Source organism: Nocardioides sp. LMS-CY, assembly GCF_018732145.1.
In the GTDB taxonomy this organism is placed as follows: Bacteria; Actinomycetota; Actinomycetes; order Propionibacteriales; family Nocardioidaceae; genus Nocardioides; species Nocardioides soli.
In genome coordinates this window covers 3,998,483-4,016,432 of sequence record NZ_CP076104.1, presented here as the reverse complement: position 1 = coordinate 4,016,432, position 17,950 = coordinate 3,998,483, and the positions used below count along the sequence as shown (strand labels likewise).

Sequence of the window (17,950 nt, the reverse complement as noted above, 5' to 3'; positions counted from 1 at the left end):
CGCTAGCGCCTGTCTCGAAACCACCTGTCAGGTGGGTTCACACGGTGGTTGAGGTGTGAGGGCCGCCAGGCCCGAGACGCTTCGAAACCACCGGCCCGGTGCGTGAGGGCTGGGGGGTTCATCAAGGGATGAGGCTGACGTTGCGCTTCCCTGGCTCAACTCGCCGAGGGATGCGTGGTCTGACCGTCATCCCTTGATGAACCTGCGACTGGTGTTGACTCCGGGGCAGCGGCGACGGAGGAGTTTCGTCGGCCGGCCGACGAAACTCCTCCTGGGACGACGAACCTTCATCGTCCCGGCGGGAGCTTCGTCGTCCAAGCGGACGCCGACCTGCGGTCGGGACACATGGTGGCCGACCCGCGCGCCCACGAGTCACCGGGGTCGGCAGCCGAAACCCGCAGCAAGCGCAGCACTCAGGCCGACGCCAGCGCCGCGACCTTCTCCTTGACCTGCGCCAGCGACGGGTTCGTCTGGGCGGTGCCGTCGGCGTAGACCAGGGTCGGCACCGTCTGGTTGCCGCCGTTGGCGGACTCGACGATCTGCGCGGCCGACGGGTCCTGCTCGATGTCGACGATGTCGTAGGTGATGCCCTCGCGGTCGAGCTGGCTCTTCAGTCGGTGGCAGTAGCCGCACCAGGGGGTGGTGTACATGGTGAAAGAGCTGCTCATCTGGGGCTGTCCCCTCCGACGTCTAGGGTGTGGTTCTCGCCCGATCCAACCATGGCCGCCCAGGAGTTGTTCCCGCAGATGCCCGACCTGCTCTCCGCCCTCGACCCCGAGCAGCGCCAGGTTGCGGAGGCGCTGCGTGGACCGGTCCGAGTGCTGGCGGGAGCCGGCACCGGCAAGACGCGGGCGATCACGCACCGGATCGCGCACGGCGTCGCGACCGGGGTCTATGCACCGACCGAGGTGCTGGCGGTGACGTTCACGACCCGGGCGGCGGGGGAGATGCGGGCGCGGCTGCGCACCATGGGGGCCGCCTCGGTGCAGGCGCGCACCTTCCACTCGGCCGCGCTGCGCCAGCTGCGCTACTTCTGGCCGCGCGTCCACGGCACCGAGCTGCCGACGCTGACCGAGTCCAAGATCGGCATGCTTGCCTCCGCCACCCGGCGCCAGCGGCTCAGTGCCGACCAGGCGCTGCTGCGCGACCTCGCCTCCGAGATCGAGTGGGCCAAGGTGAGCAACGTCCACCCCGACGACTACGCGCGGGTCGCCCGAGCCCGGGGGCGGGCGGTCTCCGGCCACGACCACGACACGGTGGCGCGCATCTTCGCGTCGTACGAAGAGGTCAAGCGGGCCCAGGGCCGGATGGACATGGAGGACGTGTTGCTGCTGACGGCCGGCCTGCTCGACGGCGACGAGCGCGTCGCCGCGCAGGTGCGCCGGCAGTACAAGTGGTTCGTCGTCGACGAGTTCCAGGACGTCTCCCCGATCCAGTGGGCGCTGCTGCGGCTCTGGCTCGGCGGTCGCGACGAGCTGTGCGTCGTCGGCGACCCCGCCCAGACCATCTACTCCTTCGCGGGCGCCGACGCGCGCTACCTGCGCGACTTCCGCACCGAGTACCCCCAGGCCGTCTCGATCGACCTGGTGCGCAACTACCGCTCGACCCCCGAGGTGGTCGAGGCCGCCAACACGCTGCTCGCGCCCTCGTCGAGTCGCGGTGTCGAGCTGCGCGCCCAGCGGCCGTCCGGTCCCACGGTCTCCTACACGCCGCGGGCCGACGAGGTCGCCGAGGCCGAGGCCGTGGCCGCCCAGGTCGCGCGGCTGCGCGACTCCGGGCGCTCGCTGAGCGAGGTGGCCGTGCTGTTCCGCATCAACGCCCAGTCCGAGGCGTTCGAGGAGGCGCTCGCCGCGCGCGGCATCCCGTACGTCGTGCGCGGCGCCGCCCGCTTCTTCGACCGCGCCGAGGTGCGTGAGGCGGTCACCCGCCTGCGCGGAGCCGCCCGGTCGGGCGAGGCAGCGGGCGACGGCCTGGTCGAGTCGGTGACCGGCATCCTCGCCGGCATGGGCTGGACGCCCACGGCGCCGACCGCCCGCGGCCAGACCCGAGACCGGTGGGAGTCCTGGCAGGCGCTGGTCGACCAGGCGGCCGAGTTCGCCGCCACGCCGGGCGCCGAGCTCAACGCGTTCGTTGACGACCTCGACCGTCGGGCCGCCGAGCAGCACGCCCCGGTGGCCGACGGCGTCACGCTCGCGACCTTCCACGCCGCCAAGGGCCTGGAGTGGGACTCCGTCTTCCTCTGCGGCCTCCAGGACGGCACGCTGCCGATCACTTACGCAGAGAGCCCGGCGGCGGTCGAGGAGGAGCGCCGGCTGCTCTACGTCGGCATGACCCGCGCCCGCGTCGACCTCGCGCTCTCGTGGTCGCTGGCCCGCAGCCCGGGCGGGCGGGCCTCCCGCAAGCCCTCCCGCTTCCTCGACCCGCTGCTGCCCGAGTCGGCGCGCGCCGAGGCGCAGCAGCCGCGCAGCCGCAAGGTCGCCCGCTGCCGTGAGTGCGGCCGGCCGCTCAGCACGGGCGCCGAGAAGAAGGTCGGCCGCTGCGCCGACTGCCCGGCGTCGTACGACGAGGAGCTCTTCGAGCGCCTGCGCGAGTGGCGCAAGGCGCGGGCGGGCGAGGAGGGCAAGCCGGCGTTCGTGGTCTTCACCGACGCCACGCTGCAGCTGATCGCCGAGCACAAGCCGCGCACCCCCGAGGCGCTGCTGCGGATCAACGGCATCGGCCGGTCCAAGGTCGAGAAGTACGGCGACGACGTGCTCGACCTGGTCGGCTGAGCGCCGATCGGCAGGCGCAAGAGGCGAGTGGCAGAAACTTTTCGGGAAATAGGCACTAAATGGTTTGCCCATTACATGGGTGACCCGATAGTTTCCTGTCACTACCCGCTCGCGCAGCACGGTCCTGGCACGACCAGCGCATGACTCACCGAAGGAGGTGGCCCTGATGAACAGCATCAAGTTCCGGCTGACGGCTCAGACCCCGTTCCGCTTCGGCATGCCCATTTCCGGCCACGCCTTCGGCGCCTGCGCGCCGGCGACCGATGCCCGCATCGCCACGACGACTGTTGTGCGTGAGCGCGCGGTCATCACGGCCACCGAGGGCGGCACCAAGGGACAGCTGGGCCTTGCTCAGTCCTACTTCCCGGGGACCAGTGCCTGGAGACCACCGACCTGTTGACACCCAACAGCCATCGGCAGCCTCCAGGCCGCGGAACCCGAACCGGGATCCGCGGCCTTTCTGTTTCTCCGGAACCGAACCGCACCACCCACAGCGATCAGGTCAACGAAGAAGGAGGTGAAACATGACCATCAGTGAACTCGTCCGCACCGATGGGACTGCCGAGGCGAGGCTCCCCGAGCCCACGCTGGGCCAGCTCCACGACGAGGCGCAACGCGTCGACGAGGAGCTGCTCCCGTGCCGGGTCAACAACCCCGAGCTCTGGTTCGCGGAGTCGCCCAGCGACGTCGAGTACGCCAAAGCCCTCTGCCTGGACTGCCCGGTCCGGACGATGTGCCTCGACGGTGCTCTCGAGCGGCGTGAGCCCTGGGGCGTCTGGGGCGGCCAGCTCTTCCTCCAGGGCGTCGTGATCCCGCGCAAGCGGCCCCGCGGCCGGCCCCGCAAGAACGAGGTCGCCGCCTAGCAGCAGCCCACCACCCATCCATCGATCCACCTTCTCGACAACGACGTCAAAGGACACCGAGATGAACTTCAGCCACCAGGACCTGGCTCGAGCGCACGTATCCGCTCGGCTGGGGGAGGCGCAGCAGAGCCGGCGAGGTCGCCGGCTGGCCCGCCTGCTCGGCTCCGGCCGCAAGGCCGAGCAGCTCGCTCAGCAGGCCCGTCTCGCCATCGCCCGGTCGCTCTGAGCGAGCCACCGCAGATCAGAAAGTCGAACCGACTCCGATGAACACGCACCAGCAGACCAACCCGAACGGACTCACCGCCATGAATCTTCTCCACGAAAATCTCGCCCGCGCGCAAATGTCCGCGCGCCTGGGAGAGGCGCAACAGCTCCAGCTGGGCTACCGGCTGGCCCGTGCCCGCCGACTCAGCCGCAAGGCGGAGGAGGCGGCACAGCAGGCGAGTCTGGCCCTCGCCCGCGCGCTCTGACACGCAGATCCTCACCTGATCGCGGGTGACCTGAGACCGGGAGCCGGTCCCGACGTTCGTACGTCGGGGCCGGCTCCCGGCGTTTGCGGGCCGGGATGGCTAGTGGTCGTCGCTGGAAGTTCCTCGGGGGTCCCGAAGAACTTCCGGTGATGGCCACTAGGTTGGGGTGATGACGGCGACGTGCGACTTCTGTGGACGCGTCGAGACCGACGACGCGAAGACGCTGACCTGGACCACCGCGGTCGAGAACGGTCGCCGGCGCACCTTCTGCGACGAGTGCTCCCGGGCCAACCTGCGGGCGATGGAGGGCAAGCTGGACAGCGAGTGGTGGTGAGGTCACCGGTCGCCCGTCAACCCGTCGCCACGGCGTCCCAGGCGCAGCCGCACCAGGGGTGCCGCCGCCACTCGCGCGGACGTGGGGACAGCGCGAGATCGAGGTCGACGGTCGCCGACCAGGTCGTCGGGCGCTCACCCGCCAGGTAGGCCCGGACGTCGCGGACCGCCCAGGCCACGGTGAGGGCCGCCAGGACGGCGTCCTCGGGCCCGGCGGCGACGCCGCTCAGCTGCTCGACGACCACGGCCCGGCGCGGGTCGCGCTCGGCCAGGTGGGCGTCGACGCAGCGCAGGCACGCGGTGACTCCGGGCACGACGAAGGGGCCGACCCGGTGGCCGCGGGCACCCGCGCCGGTCACCAGGTGTGGGCGCCCGTCGCGCAGGTGGTCGTCGACCAGGTCGCGGGACGGCTCGCCCGCCGCGAGGACCAGCACCACGTCGGCGTGCGCCGGGTCGTCGACCGGGTGGACCGGCCCCGCCGCGAGCAGCCGGCCCGCCTCGGCGCAGAGGATGGCGGTGCCGGTGAGCGCGACGCGTCCGGCCGGCGGCGGCTCCGGCCGGAGCATGCCGGCTGCCGTCAGGTCGCGCAGCAGGCGGTGACCATCGGTCGTGGCCGGCGCCGGCGGTGAGCCGGATGCGAGGTGGGCGAGCACCAGGTGGACGTCGGGGACGTCCGGGGCGATCACGCGCCACGGCGGGTCGAGGCCGATCTGCAGGTGCCGGTCGTCGCGGCGTACGACGTGCAGGCCGGGGCGTAGGAGGCTGCTGGGGGAGCTCATGCCCCGAGGTCTACCCGGCGTGGGAGCGCCGTGGGCGGTCATCCACAGCGCGATGGGTGCCCCACGAGCAACGGCGGCGTCGCCCCGGTGACCGGGGTGACGCCGCCGTCGAACTCGTGGGGCGCTACGCGCGAGTGCGCGTCAGGCCTTGCCGAGGATCCGGTTGAGGTTCGTGCCGCAGACCGGGCAGACGGCCTTGGCCATCTTGGTGCCCTTGTCGTTGACCTTGACCTCGCCCTCGGCCTCGCGCTTCTCCTTGCACTTCACGCAGTAGAACTCGCCGCTCCAGGTCTCCGCCATGACGGCCTCCTTGCCTAATTCATTTCTCGGTCGTCGCGACGGGGCGAAGGGGAAGACCCGCCGGAGCCCGCCGGGGTGCCGCCGGGCCGTATCAGACCCTACGACACGCGGGGCTGAGCGTGGCGAAGGCACACCGCGTGCCGATTCTCGAGGGTTTTCGAGCGTGCGGTCGGTCACGGCGCCGCGGGAGGCCGCTGAGTACGTTGTCCGCATGTCCGAACTCAGCCATCTTCGCCTCGAGCGCCCCCGTGACGGCGTGGTGCTCCTGACCCTCGACAACCCCGCCCAGCGCAACGCGATGTCGGACGAGATGACCTCGTCGTGGGTCGCGGCCGTCGACGAGATCGCCGCCGACCCGTCGGTGCGGGCGGTCGTGGTGACCGGTGAGGGCACGGCGTTCAGCTCGGGCGGCAACACCTCGTGGATCGCCAGCGAGCCGGATGCCTCCGTCGACTACCTGCGCACCCGGATGCTCGCCTTCTACCGGGCCTGGCTGTCGATCCGGCGGCTCGAGGTGCCGACGATCGCGGCGGTCAACGGCCACGCGATCGGCGCCGGGCTCTGCCTGGCGCTGGCCTGCGACGTCCGGTACGCCGCGGCGGGGGCCCGCCTCGGGGTGCCGTTCGTGAAGCTGGGCATGCACTCGGGCATGGCGGCGACGTTCCTGCTGCCGAACGTCGTGGGCGAGGCGCACGCGCGCGACCTGCTGCTCACCGGGCGGATCGTGGACGCCGACGAGGCGCTCCGGCTCGGGCTCGTCTCGCGGGTCGTCGAGCCCGCGTCGTTCCTCGACGAGGTGCTCGAGACCGCCGCCGGGATCGCGGCCACCGCACCGATCGCGAGCAAGCTGACCAAGCTGGCCCTGCGCGACGGCGGTCACGCCGACGTCGAGGCGTGCCTGCAGTGGGAGGCGATGGCGCAGCCGATCACGCTCGCGACGGCCGATCTGCAGGAGGGCATCCGGGCGGCGCGGGAGAAGCGTCCGCCCGTCTTCACCGGCCGGTAGGCCGTCTTGGCCCTGGTGGCCGAGGAAGAGGCCCCCGGATCGCCGATCCGACACTCACCTTCCCCTTGCGAGTGTCGAACGGCTGCCCGGGGGCCTCGTCGGGGACGACGCTAGGAGCCGCGGCGCGCGGCGGTCAACGCGAGCCGGCCACAACCTGTGGACAGTGCTGTGGAGAAACCTGTGGAGGAAGCACCAGTGTGGTGGAGGAAAGCGTCCTGGCACGGGATCTGTCTGTGGACGGAGCGCGGCGTACGGCGGGCACTGTCGGTCTGACCAGCCACAATGGCTGTCCACTGGTTGTGGAGGAAAGAAACCACGACCGAGTTCGGGAGGTGTCGGCGTGTCGTACGACGGAGGTCCGGTCGCGGCGCTGCGACGGATCGCGTTCCTGCTCGAGCGTGGCCGTGAGGACACCTACAAGGTCAAGGCGTTCCGCGGGGCCGCGGCCGCGATCCTGCCGCTGCCGCCCGAGCAGGTGGCGGCGGCCGCCGCGGACGGCACGCTCACCCGGCTGCCCGGCGTCGGCGCCAGCTCGGCGAAGGTGATCGAGCAGGCGGTCCGCGGCGAGCTGCCCGAGCGCCTGGCCACCCTCGAGCGTGAGCACGGCGGTCCACTGACCGGCGGCGGCGCCGACCTCCGGGCTGTCCTGCGCGGCGACCTGCACTGCCACTCCGACTGGTCCGACGGCGGCTCGCCGATCGAGGAGATGGCCTTCACCGCGATCGAGCTCGGCCACGACTACCTCGTGCTCACCGATCACTCGCCTCGGCTCACGGTGGCCCGCGGGCTCAGTCCGGAGCGGCTGCGCCGTCAGCTCGGCGTCATCGACGCGGTCAACGACCACCTGGACGGCGGCTTCACGCTGCTCAAGGGCATCGAGGTCGACATCCTCGACGACGGGTCCCTCGACCAGGACGACGACCTGCTCGCGCAGCTCGACGTCCGGGTCGCCAGCGTGCACTCGAAGCTGAAGATGGACGCCGCCGCGATGACCAGGCGGATGGTCGCCGCGGTGCACCATCCGCGCACCAACGTGCTCGGCCATTGCACCGGCCGCCTGATCACCGGCAACCGGGGCACCCGGCCGGGCTCGCAGTTCGACGCGCGCGCGGTCTTCGAGGCGTGCGTCGAGAGCAACACCGCGGTGGAGATCAACTCCCGACCCGAGCGTCGCGACCCACCGACGAAGCTGCTCGAGCTCGCCCGCGACGTCGGCTGCCTCTTCTCGATCGACAGCGACGCGCACGCCCCGGGGCAGCTCGACTTCCAGGTCTACGGCTGTGAGCGCGCCGAGGAGGCGGGCATCGATCCCGACCGGATCGTCAACACCTGGCCGCGAGAGCGCCTGCTGGCCTGGGCGAACGGCTAGTTTCGATCCATGACCAGGCCGGAGGTGGAGGTACGCCGCTCGAAGCGGCGGCGCCGCACCGTGTCGGCGTACCGCGACGGCGACCGCGTCGTGGTGATGATCCCCGCCTCGCTCTCCCGCAAGGAGGAGGCCGAGTGGGTCGAGACCATGCTGGCCCGCCTCGAGAAGTCCGAGCGCCGGCGCAAGCCCAGCGACGAAGACCTGATGAAGCGGGCCCGAGCGCTCAGCGATCGCTATCTCGGCGGCCTGGCCCTGCCGGAGTCGGTGCGCTGGGTCGAGAACCAGGCGTCCCGCTGGGGGTCGTGTACCCCGGGTGACCGGACCATCCGGCTGTCCGCGCGGCTGCAGGGGATGCCGTCGTGGGTCATCGACTACGTGCTGATCCACGAGCTGGCGCACCTGTTCGAGGCCAGCCACAACGACCGGTTCTGGTCCTGGGTGGACCGGTACCCGAACGCCGAGCGCGCGAAGGGCTACCTGATCGGCTGGTCCGCGGCCGCCCGCCTCGACCCGCCGCCCAGCGAGGTCGTGGGCGACGAGGTCGACTGACCGAGGCGCCCCGGCAGCGGCCTGACGTGGTGCGGGTTTCGGCTGTCGGCAGCCGAAAGCCGCACGACACGCCGCGCTCGACCGGCGTGTCGTGCCGGGATCGGCTGCCAGCAGCCGAAACCCGGCCGGCCGGTCAGCCCAGCCGGGCCCGGGCCAACGCGACCAGCTCGACCATGTCCGCCTCGGGGTCGGGCGGCGCGGCGGCCGGCCACCAGCGGAGGTCGAGCGACTCGACGCTGACGGCATGCTCGGCCCCGTCGGGGGCGATGGCCAGGTAGCGGACGTCGAGGTGGTGCACCGGGCGGCCGGAGGGGTCCGCTCCGCAGAAGGGCACCTCGTGCTCGCTGAGCTGCACCGGGACCGGGTCGAGGGTCAGGCCGGCCAGGCCGGACTCCTCGGTCGCCTCGCGCCGGGCGGCACCGGCCAGCGTCCGGTCACCGGGCTCGCAGTGGCCGCCGAGCTGGAACCAGCGGCGGGCCTTGGCGTGCAGGGTCAGCAGCACCCGCTCGCCGGTGGCGTCCACGACGATCGTGCTCGCGGTGACGTGGTCGGGACGGCACTCGCGCCACATGCCGTCGGGCCGGGCCCGCAGGTGCTCGGCGTACCGCTGCCGGAGGCGCTCCTGGTCGTCGGTGGGCGCGCGCCAGCCGTCGAGCACGGCCAGCGCGTCGGCGTGCAGGCTCACTCGTCGGGCTGGTCGGAGCCGCCGAGCAGCTTCTTGAGCTCGGCGTCGAAGTCCTCGTCGCTGAGCTGCGGGAGCGCCGTGGCGTCCTCGCGGAAGCCGAGCGGGTCGTCGAGGTCGGCGGCGGTCGGCAGCAGGTCGGGGTGCATCCAGACGCCGTCGCGGGCCTCGGTGCCCTGACGGGTGCGCAGCGAGCCCCACAGCGTCGAGGCGTCGCGCAGCCGGCGCGGCCGCAGCTCGAGACCGACCAGGGTCGCGAACGTCTGCTCGGCCGGCCCGCCCGCGGCGCGCCGGCGTCGGAAGATCTCCTGGAGCCGGCCGGCGGTCGGCATCCGCTCGGCGGTGGCCTGGCCGACGACCTCGTCGACCCAGCCCTCGACCAGGGCGAGGGTGACCTCGAGCCGCTGTAGCGCGGCCTCCTGACCGGGGGAGCGGGGGAGGTCGAACATGCCGCCCTCGAGCAGCTGCTGCATCGACTCGGGATCGGTCGGGTCGACGCCGCGCATCTGCTCCTCGACGCGGGACTGGATGGCCTCGGCGTCGATCTCGATGCCGCGGGCGTAGTCGGCCACGGCACCGATGAGGTGATCGCGCAGCCACGGCACGTGTGCGAACAGCCGCTGGTGGGCGGCCTCGCGCAGCGCGACGTACAGGAGGATGTCGTCGGCGCTGACGTCGAGGTCGGCGCCGAAGGCCTCGAGGTTGGCGGTCACGATCGCCGCCTTGCCCGGCGCCGCGAGCGGCAGCCCGATGTCGGACACGCTCAGCACCTCCGAGGCCAGCGCCCCGAGGCCCGAGCCGATCTGGCTGGCCAGCATGCCGCCGATCGCCTTGCCGAGGATGCCCATCAGGGGGCCGGACATCTCGCGGGCCTCGGCCGGCATCGCGGTGCCGAGGGCCTGCACCGAGGACTCGGCGATCGGCTCGACCAGCACCTTCCAGACGTCGATCGTGCCGACGACCCACTCGGCGCGGCTCCACGCGGCCGGCGAGGTCACGCCGGAGGGGAACGCCGTGGTCTCGTCGAGCCAGTGGTCGGCGAGCTGGAGCGCGTCGGCGACCGCATCGCGCTGACGCTGCCCCGGGCTCGGGTCGGCCGACTGGGCCACGGTCTTGCGGGCCAGGTCGATCGCGAAGTCCCAGTTCAGCGGGCCGTCGTACGGTTGCAGCAGGCTCTGGAGCTGGCCGAGGAGCTGACTCAGGTCCGGCATGGCGCCGCTCCCGCCGCCCATCGCGCTGAAGATCTGCTCGAACGGCGTCCCCTTGAAGGGGTTCTGGCCGCCGTCGTCGGGGGTCTCGCCCGGCTTGTCCATGCCCCCAACCGTACGCGCCCGGCCTGACCGGCGGTGGGGGGGAGAACCCGGGGTCGTCCCTGATGTTCGGCACGACCGCGGCTGGCTAGCGTGCTGGTCGTGAAGGCGTTCGTGCAGGACCGGTACGGCGGGCCGGAGGTGCTCGCGCTGCGCACGGTGGACGATCCGGTGCCCGGACCCGGGGAGGTGCTGGTCCGGGTGCGGGCCAGCTCGCTCAACGCGGCCGACTGGCACCTGATGCGCGGCGACCCCTACGTCGTACGCGCGCTGGACCGCACGACCTTCGGCTGGCGCGCCCCGAAGCGACCGATCCGGGGCCGCGACCTGGCCGGCGTGGTCGCGGCGCTGGGCCCCGGCGTGACCGACCTCGCCGTCGGTGACGAGGTGGTCGGCGAGGTGCTCGCGGAGGGCGCCTTCGCCGAGCTCGTGGCCGCGCCCGCCGACGTCCTGGCGCGCAAGCCGGCGGACCTGCCGTTCGAGCAGGCGGCCGCGCTGCCGTTGGCCGGGACGACCGCGCTCACCGGCCTGCGGGAGGCCCGTCTCGCCGCTGGCGACCGGCTGCTGGTCAACGGCGCCTCGGGCGGGGTCGGCACCTTCGCCGTGCAGCTCGCCGCCGCGCTGGGCGCCGAGGTGACCGCGGTGTGCAGTGCGCGCAACGCCGACCAGGCCCGTGCGCTGGGCGCCGACCACGTCGTCGACTACGCGCGGTCCGACTTCGCCGCCTCCGGCCAGCGGTACGACGTCGTGCTGGATCTGGTCGGCAACCGCTCGCTCGCGGACCTGCGCCGGGTGCTGACCGCCGACGGCGCGCTGCTGCTCTCCGGCGGCGGGACGTCGCAGGGAGGCAGCCTGTTCGGGCCGATGCGTCTCTTCGCCGTGGCCGGCGTCCGGGCCAGGTTCGTGCGGCCGCAACGGCTGCTGGCCTTCCGGGCCGAGCCAAGCGCCGCCATGGTCGCGGACCTGCTGGCGATGGTGGCCGCCGGCACGCTGCGCCCGGTGATCGACCGGACCTACCCGCTCGCGGACCTTCCGCAGGCGATGCGCTACCTCGAGGAGGACCACGCCGCCGCGAAGGTGGTCATCACGGTCTAAGGTCCTGACGTGACCTCCGTCGTACGCCTGGTGGACCTGCGCGAGACCCCGCTCGACGTCGCCGAGGTCGTCGCCGCGCTGGACGACGACGCCTCCGGCGGCCTGACGCTGTTCGTGGGCCGGGTGCGCGACCACGACGGCGGCAAGGACGTCGACGGACTCGACTACTCCGCCCACCCGACCGCGCTCGAGAAGATGCGCGAGGTCTGCGAGCGGATCGCCGCGTCGTACGACGTGCACGGCGTCGCGGCCGTGCACCGGGTCGGCACGCTCGCCATCGGCGACGTCGCGGTGATCGTCGCGACCGCGTCCGCCCACCGGGGTGTCGCGTTCGACGCCTCCCGCGCGCTGATCGACACGCTCAAGGCCGAGGTGCCGATCTGGAAGCACCAGCGCTTCGGCGACGGCACCGAGGAGTGGGTCGGCACCCCCTGAGCGCGCCTCCCGGGGTGGGGTGGCCCGGCCGCCTACCCTCGACCCGTGGAGATCCTGCTCTGGCTGGTGCCGTCGGCGGTCGCGACCGTGGTCGCGATGCTGTGGGTCGGCTGGCTGGGTCGCGAGGGCCGTGGCGAGGTCGATCGGGACGTCGCCGTACGCCGCCTCGCGGGCGCGCTCGAGCCCGACCAACGGCGGCGGCGCCCGGCTCCTGGGTACGCCGCGCCGCGGCCCGAGCCCGACCGGAGCACCGGCATCGCCGTACGACCCTCGCGTCGCGCGTCCTGACCGCGCGCGCGGACGTTGGCGCCGTCTGACAGGCTTGGCGCCATGACGCAGCGCACCATCGCCGGCCTCCTCGCCGTGCCGTTGGTGATCGCGCTGTGGGTGGTGGCTGCTCTCGAGTCGCTGCCCTACGTCACCTACGAGCCCGGCATCACCGTGAACGTCCTCGGTGACAACGAGGACGGCAAGCCAATCATCCAGGTCGACGGGCAGGAGACCTGGGCCGACGACGGCCAGCTGCGGATGACGACCGTCTACGTCTCCCAGCCCGACGCGCACAACACGCTCTTCGAGCTGATGAAGGACTGGGTCAGCTCCTCCAGCGCGGTCTATCCCTACGACGCGATCTACCGCAAGGACGAGACCGCCGAGCAGAACCGCCAGGAGGGCAAGCAGGAGATGACGTCCTCGCAGGACGCCGCGACCGCCGCCGCCCTCACCGAGCTCGGGTACGACGTCACCGAGGCCGTGGTCGGCGGCGTCGAGAAGGGCACGCCCGCCGACGGGGTGTTCGAGCGGGGCGACGTGATCCTGCGGGTCGACGGCGAGAAGGTGCTCAACTCCGACGAGGTCGTCACCGCGGTCACCGAGGCGGGCGCGGGGCAGCCCATCGAGTTCGTCGTACGTCGTGACGGCAAGCGCCACACGCTGACGGTGACGCCGCAGGAGACCGACGGCCGGCCGCAGGTCGGCGTCCAGGTCGGCACCCAGACCACCGACTTCCCCTTCGAGGTCACGATCGCGATCGATCCGAGCATCGGCGGCCCGAGCGCGGGGCTGATGTTCAGCCTCGGCATCTACGACACCCTGACCGACGGCTCGCTGACCGACGGCCGGACGATCGCCGGCACCGGCACGGTCGACGCCGCCGGCAAGGTCGGCCCGATCGGCGGCATCCAGCAGAAGATCGTCGGCGCGCGCGAGGCCGGTGCCGAGCTGTTCCTGGTGCCGCCCGCCAACTGCGACGAGGCCGTGCAGGCGCCGAACGGCGACATGCGCCTGGTCGAGGCGCCGTCGACCCACAGCGCGCTGCGGTCGATCAAGACCTGGGTCGAGGACCCCGACGCCGACCTGCCCACCTGTGGAGACGATGCTGCATGAGCGACGACGACTACGACTCCGCGCTGCCGGGCTTCGAGAACGTCGACCCCGCGCTGGCGGCGGCCGTCCTGGAGATCGAGGGCCACATCGCCGCCGAGGGCTGGGACCAGCCGGCGAGGCTCTACGGCCTCGTCGAGACCGCCTCGCTGGTCGCCCGCGAGCCGGCACTGGCCTCGGCGATGGGCCTCGACTCCTCCTCGGCCGAGGGGTCGCTGACGCCGATCGAGCAGGAGCAGCTCGCCCCTGACCGGCCGTTCGAGGAGTCGCTGCGCGCGGTCAGCTGGCCGCCCGGCGTCGCCGGCTGCGCGGCGGTCGTGGAGCGGCTGGTGCTGCCGCCGGACGCCGACGAGCAGATCCCGGAGGACCCGGCGTCGGCCGAGGAGTTCGCGCGCGAGCACCCCGACCGGCAGGAGGTCCGCATCGTCGCGGGCGCCACGCGCGCGGGCGCGACGTACTGCGCGCTGCGGCTGCGCTCCCACGACGACGACCAGTCCGTGGTCGGCGGCGCCGACCTGGTGCCGGGGCTGCTGGAGCTGCTGGTCGCAACGCTCGAGGACGACCCGGAGCCGCAGGGCTGACGTGGTTGACGTGGTTGAGGAAACAGGGAGAGACAAGGCATGAGTGAGCTGTTCGACGAGGAGTCTCGCGAGGCCCCGCCGCCGCGCGGGTCACGGCGCTCGCGTGCGCTGATCATCACCGCGATCGTCCTGGTGCTCGCCTTCCTCGGCCTGTCCACCTTCGCGTCGCTCTACACCGACCGGCTCTGGTACAAGGCCGGCGGCTACTCCGGCGTCTTCACGACCTTGTTCTGGACCCGCACCGGCCTGTTCCTCGTCTTCGGCGCGGTGATGGGCCTCGTCGTCGGCCTGAACATCTACCTCGCCTTCCGGTTCCGCCCGTTCTTCCGGCCGAACTCGCCCGAGCAGACCGGCCTCGACCGCTACCGCGACGCGGTGACGCCGATCCGCACCTGGCTGCTGGTCGGCATCTCCGTCGTGCTGGGTGCCTTCGCCGGCAGCTCGGCGATCGGGGAGTGGCGCAGCTACCTGCTGTGGCGCAACGGCGGCTCGTTCGGCCAGCGCGACGAGTGGTTCGACAAGGACATCGGCTTCTACGTCTTCGACCTGCCCTGGCTGCACTACCTCATCGACTACTCGATGGCGGTGCTGGTCGTCGCGCTGATCGCCGCGGTCGTCGTCCACTACCTGTACGGCGGCATCCGGCTGCAGACCTCCCGCGACCGGCTCTCCGGGGCGGCGCAGGTGCAGATCTCGGTGCTGCTGGGGCTGTTCGTGCTGGTGAAGGCCGCCGACTACTGGCTCGACCGCTTCGACCTGGTCACCCGCTCGGGCTCCCTGGTCACCGGCATGAACTACACCGGCCACAACGCGATCCTGCCGTCCAAGAACATCCTGCTCGGCATCGCCGTGATCTGCGCGGTGCTGTTCTTCGTGAACGTGTGGCGCCGCACCTGGCTGCTGCCGTCGGTCGGCCTGGCGCTGCTCGCGGTCTCCGCGATCCTGCTCGGCCTGATCTGGCCCGGCATCGTGCAGCAGTTCCAGGTCAAGCCGTCGGAGGCCGACAAGGAGGCGCCGTACATCGACGCCAACATCAAGGCCACCCGCGAGGCGTACGCCATCGACGACGACAACGTCGAGGTCACCGAGTACACCAAGAAGGCCGAGAGCACCGATGCGACGGCCGACGCGTTCGCGTCGCTGCTCGGGCAGACCAGCTCGGCGCCGCTGGTGGACCCGCAGCTGGTGCGGCAGACCTTCGAGCAGCAGCAGCAGGCGCGGGTCTACTACTCCGTCGCCGACGTGCTCGACGTCGACCGCTACACGATCGACGACACCGAGCGGGCGCTGGTGCTCGGGGTCCGCGAGCTCGACCAGGACAAGATCAACACCGGCGACAAGAACTGGTCCAACCTGCACACCGTCTACACGCACGGCAACGGCGTGATCGCGGCCTACGCCAACCAGCGGCCGGCCGACAACGGGCCCGAGAAGACCGACATCCAGTGGGCCGAGGGCATCCAGAACAACAGCCAGCGCACGCTCTCCGAGGCGGTCGGCGACTACGAGACCCGCGTCTACTTCGGTGAGCAGAGCCCGGACTACTCGATCGTCGGCAAGGCCGCCCCCAGCGACCCGTCCGTCGAGCTCGACCTCTCGGTCGGCGGCGAGGCTGCCGACACCGGCTCCGCCGACGCGCCCTCGGACGCGCCTTCGGATTCGCCGTCGGACACCCCGTCCGACGCACCGACCGACTCGGCCTCGGAGACGCCGTCCGTCGCCCCCGAGGACACCACGGGGAACACCGACGCCGAGGACCGCACCACGACGTACGACGGCAAGGGCGGCGTCCACATCGGCGGCTTCTTCAACAAGCTGATGTACGCCGTGAAGTTCGGCGAGCCGAACTTCCTGCTCTCCGAGCGCGTCAACGAGAACAGCCAGGTCCTCTACAACCGCAACCCGCGCGACCGGGTCGAGAAGTTCGCGCCGTGGCTGACCATCGACGGCGACGCCTACCCGGTGATCGTCGACGGCCGGATCCTGTGGGTGCTCGACGGCTACACCGCCACCGACCGCTACCCGAACTCGCAGCGCGAGTCGTTCGAGACGATGACCGACGACTCCCTGCAGGACAAGACCGGGCTGCGCACCCTGCCGACCGACGAGGTCAACTACATGCGCAACGCGGTGAAGGCGACGGTCGACGCCTACGACGGCACCGTCACGCTCTACGAATGGGACGAGGAGGACCCGATCCTCAAGGCCTGGGAGAGCGCCTTCCCCGGCACCGTCCAGCCGCGGAGCGACATCCCCGAGGACCTGCTGTCGCACCTGCGCTACCCGCAGGACCTGTTCAAGGCGCAGCGCTACCAGTACGCCCGCTACCACGTGACCGACCCGGGCGACTTCTACCAGGGCAACGACCGCTGGGAGGTCCCCGAGGACCCGAACTCGCGGGGCAGCTTCCTGCAGCCGCCGTACCGGCTGTTCGTGAACCAGGCGGCCGCTGACGGTGCGCAACGGAACGTCTGGTCGCTGACCACGGACTTCGTGCCGTACGGCAAGAGCAACCTCGCGGCGTTCGTGTCGGTCGACTCCGACGCGACCGACCCCGAGAACTACGGGAAGTTCCGGGTCCTCGAGATCCAGAACGCGCAGACGAACGGACCGTCCCTGATCGCCAGCGAGTTCGCCGGCAACCAGGACGTCCGCAACGCGCTGCTGCCCTTCCAGCAGGGTGGGAACCCACCGCTCTACGGCAACCTGCTGACCATCCCGGTCGAGGGCGGACTGATCTACGTCGAGCCGGTCTATGCCCAGCGGACCGGGTCCACCGGCGGCTATCCGATCCTCCAGTACGTGCTGGTCTCGTACGGCGACCAGGTCGGCATCGGCCAGACGCTGCGCGAGGCGCTCGCCGACGCCCTCGGCGTCGAGAACGCGAACGTCACGCCGGGCGGCAACAACGGCGGCGGCAACGGCAAGGGCGGCGGCAAAGGCGGTGGCGGCGAGCCGCAGGGCACGATCTCCCAGCAGATCGCCGTCCTGCTTGCGAAGGCCGAGGCGTCCTTCGCGGCGGCCGACCAGGCGCAGCGGGCCGGCAACACCGTCCGCTGGGCGCAGCTCATGGACCGCGGCAAGGACTTCGTCAGCCAGGCCGTCGAGCTCGCCGACCAGCTGCCCGAGTCGCCGCCGGCGGGGGAGGGCGGCCAGGGTGGTCAGCCCACCGAACCCGCCCAGCCCTCCGGCTCGCCGGAGCCCACGGAGTCCCCGAGCCCGTCGTCCTGACGGACCCGATTTGGCGTGCTCCACCCCGGTCTGTAAGGTTGGGTTCACCGACGCGGGGTGGAGCAGCTCGGTAGCTCGCTGGGCTCATAACCCAGAGGTCGCAGGTTCAAATCCTGCCCCCGCTACAAAGGAAAGGCCCTCTGACCAGCTGAAACGCTGGCCAGAGGGTCTTTCGGATTTCGAACCAGAAACCGTAGGTGGGCGGAAATGACCCGTCTTCATCGGCGGCGCGACCCATCGTTACGGTTCGGGCGAACCGTAACGAGACGTAAAGCCTTGTCGAGCGCCGCCGACATCCCTGGATAGCCGGTCGCGTCCAGCCAGCGTGCGTCCAGGCCAGCGGGCAATGGGAATGCGGAATCGTTCCCAGTACTCCTCCAAAGGCGAAGCCGACTCGGCGATAGCGGCGGATCGGTGCGATGTACGCGGCGGAATGGGGCAGATCGTCCTGACGCCAATGCGTGCCCCAAGCCTGTTCGACTCTGCCCTCTGTGCCGCGAGTCACGAGTCATAGCAAGCCAACTGCCACGGAGTGCTCTAAGGCGACTTGCTCCCTTCGGTGACGGCGCTGTCGATTGCGCTGATCGAGCTCGTTGCGGATGAGGGTGCTCACGCGGTCGTCGCCGCGGGTGCAGGATGCCTCCGAGGAGTACGGTGGGCCCGACTCGTGCTGTCTCGCTGGCGTGACGCCGAGCAGGCGTACGGCTACCCGCAGCCGGAAGGCATCGAAGGACCGCCCCGCTAAAGAGCTGGACGAGCTCGCGAACCGTCTGCGTGGCCTCGCAGGTCAGCG

General features: G+C 71.5%; 20 protein-coding genes and 1 tRNA gene. 16 read left to right on the top strand and 5 right to left on the bottom strand.

The window, feature by feature from the left end; translation table 11 throughout:
- Positions 1-413 precede the first annotated feature (413 nt).
- Positions 414-668, bottom strand: coding sequence for a mycoredoxin (locus tag KM427_RS19070; RefSeq protein WP_183593178.1), 255 nt, complete (start codon positions 666-668; stop codon positions 414-416).
- A gap of 51 nt (positions 669-719) precedes the next feature.
- Here KM427_RS19070 and KM427_RS19065 point away from each other — a divergent pair, with 51 nt between their 5' ends.
- The 6 genes from KM427_RS19065 to KM427_RS19040 all read left to right on the top strand — a co-directional run bounded on the left by KM427_RS19065 (position 720) and on the right by KM427_RS19040 (position 4,438).
- Positions 720-2,771 (top strand): ATP-dependent helicase, encoded by a 2,052-nt coding sequence (locus KM427_RS19065; protein ID WP_246390606.1) that lies wholly within the window; start codon positions 720-722, stop codon positions 2,769-2,771.
- A 166-nt stretch (positions 2,772-2,937) separates the two neighbouring features.
- A complete protein-coding gene (locus KM427_RS19060) occupies positions 2,938-3,171 on the top strand; it encodes a hypothetical protein (RefSeq protein ID WP_215524948.1) in 234 nt (77 codons plus the stop codon).
- 124 nt (positions 3,172-3,295) lie between these two features.
- Complete coding sequence (locus KM427_RS19055) at positions 3,296-3,634, top strand: WhiB family transcriptional regulator (RefSeq protein ID WP_183593180.1); 339 nt, start codon at positions 3,296-3,298, stop codon at positions 3,632-3,634.
- 61 nt (positions 3,635-3,695) lie between these two features.
- Positions 3,696-3,860: a hypothetical protein gene (locus tag KM427_RS19050; RefSeq protein WP_183593181.1), complete on the top strand. Its 165-nt coding sequence runs from the start codon at positions 3,696-3,698 to the stop codon at positions 3,858-3,860.
- Between the two features lie 37 nt (positions 3,861-3,897).
- On the top strand, positions 3,898-4,104 hold the full coding sequence (locus tag KM427_RS19045; RefSeq protein ID WP_215524947.1) for a putative WhiB-interacting protein: 207 nt from the start codon (positions 3,898-3,900) through the stop codon (positions 4,102-4,104).
- Positions 4,105-4,273: 169 nt separating this feature from the next.
- Complete coding sequence (locus KM427_RS19040) at positions 4,274-4,438, top strand: hypothetical protein (protein ID WP_183593183.1); 165 nt, start codon at positions 4,274-4,276, stop codon at positions 4,436-4,438.
- A gap of 16 nt (positions 4,439-4,454) precedes the next feature.
- Here the strand turns inward: KM427_RS19040 and KM427_RS19035 are convergent, their stop codons facing one another.
- Both KM427_RS19035 and KM427_RS19030 read right to left on the bottom strand, forming a co-directional pair.
- On the bottom strand, positions 4,455-5,216 hold the full coding sequence (locus KM427_RS19035) for a hypothetical protein (RefSeq protein ID WP_215524946.1): 762 nt from the start codon (positions 5,214-5,216) through the stop codon (positions 4,455-4,457).
- A gap of 141 nt (positions 5,217-5,357) precedes the next feature.
- Positions 5,358-5,516: a DUF5679 domain-containing protein gene (locus KM427_RS19030; RefSeq protein ID WP_165821076.1), complete on the bottom strand. Its 159-nt coding sequence runs from the start codon at positions 5,514-5,516 to the stop codon at positions 5,358-5,360.
- 211 nt (positions 5,517-5,727) lie between these two features.
- Here KM427_RS19030 and KM427_RS19025 point away from each other — a divergent pair, with 211 nt between their 5' ends.
- The 3 genes from KM427_RS19025 (at position 5,728) to KM427_RS19015 (ending at position 8,440) form a co-directional block, all read left to right on the top strand.
- Complete coding sequence (locus KM427_RS19025; protein ID WP_183593185.1) at positions 5,728-6,522, top strand: enoyl-CoA hydratase/isomerase family protein; 795 nt, start codon at positions 5,728-5,730, stop codon at positions 6,520-6,522.
- A gap of 340 nt (positions 6,523-6,862) precedes the next feature.
- On the top strand, positions 6,863-7,891 hold the full coding sequence (locus KM427_RS19020; protein WP_215524945.1) for a PHP domain-containing protein: 1,029 nt from the start codon (positions 6,863-6,865) through the stop codon (positions 7,889-7,891).
- Between the two features lie 9 nt (positions 7,892-7,900).
- Positions 7,901-8,440 (top strand): M48 metallopeptidase family protein, encoded by a 540-nt coding sequence (locus KM427_RS19015; protein WP_183593187.1) that lies wholly within the window; start codon positions 7,901-7,903, stop codon positions 8,438-8,440.
- A gap of 133 nt (positions 8,441-8,573) precedes the next feature.
- Here the strand turns inward: KM427_RS19015 and KM427_RS19010 are convergent, their stop codons facing one another.
- Positions 8,574-9,125, bottom strand: coding sequence for an NUDIX hydrolase (locus KM427_RS19010; protein ID WP_215524944.1), 552 nt, complete (start codon positions 9,123-9,125; stop codon positions 8,574-8,576).
- Positions 9,122-10,435, bottom strand: a complete 1,314-nt coding sequence (locus tag KM427_RS19005) for a zinc-dependent metalloprotease (protein WP_215524943.1) — start codon at positions 10,433-10,435, stop codon at positions 9,122-9,124. The genes KM427_RS19010 and KM427_RS19005 overlap by 4 nt, the downstream gene beginning before the upstream one ends.
- 99 nt (positions 10,436-10,534) lie before the next feature.
- Here KM427_RS19005 and KM427_RS19000 point away from each other — a divergent pair, with 99 nt between their 5' ends.
- From KM427_RS19000 to KM427_RS18970, 7 genes are all read left to right on the top strand, one after another.
- Positions 10,535-11,527 (top strand): NAD(P)-dependent alcohol dehydrogenase, encoded by a 993-nt coding sequence (locus KM427_RS19000; protein ID WP_215524942.1) that lies wholly within the window; start codon positions 10,535-10,537, stop codon positions 11,525-11,527.
- Between the two features lie 9 nt (positions 11,528-11,536).
- A complete protein-coding gene (locus KM427_RS18995; RefSeq protein ID WP_215524941.1) occupies positions 11,537-11,962 on the top strand; it encodes a molybdenum cofactor biosynthesis protein MoaE in 426 nt (141 codons plus the stop codon).
- Between the two features lie 45 nt (positions 11,963-12,007).
- The gene (locus tag KM427_RS18990) at positions 12,008-12,250 is read left to right on the top strand and encodes a hypothetical protein (protein WP_215524940.1); all 243 of its coding nucleotides are present in this window, start codon (positions 12,008-12,010) and stop codon (positions 12,248-12,250) included.
- Positions 12,251-12,292: 42 nt separating this feature from the next.
- Entirely contained in the window at positions 12,293-13,348 is a 1,056-nt protein-coding gene (locus KM427_RS18985) for a YlbL family protein (RefSeq protein ID WP_215524939.1), read from the top strand.
- Positions 13,345-13,926: a PPA1309 family protein gene (locus KM427_RS18980; RefSeq protein WP_215524938.1), complete on the top strand. Its 582-nt coding sequence runs from the start codon at positions 13,345-13,347 to the stop codon at positions 13,924-13,926. The genes KM427_RS18985 and KM427_RS18980 overlap by 4 nt, the downstream gene beginning before the upstream one ends.
- Positions 13,927-13,965: 39 nt before the next feature.
- Positions 13,966-17,157: a UPF0182 family membrane protein gene (locus KM427_RS18975; protein WP_215524937.1), complete on the top strand. Its 3,192-nt coding sequence runs from the start codon at positions 13,966-13,968 to the stop codon at positions 17,155-17,157.
- 51 nt (positions 17,158-17,208) lie between these two features.
- Positions 17,209-17,282 (top strand) — tRNA-Met (locus tag KM427_RS18970).
- The last annotated feature ends 668 nt before the right edge of the window (positions 17,283-17,950 follow it).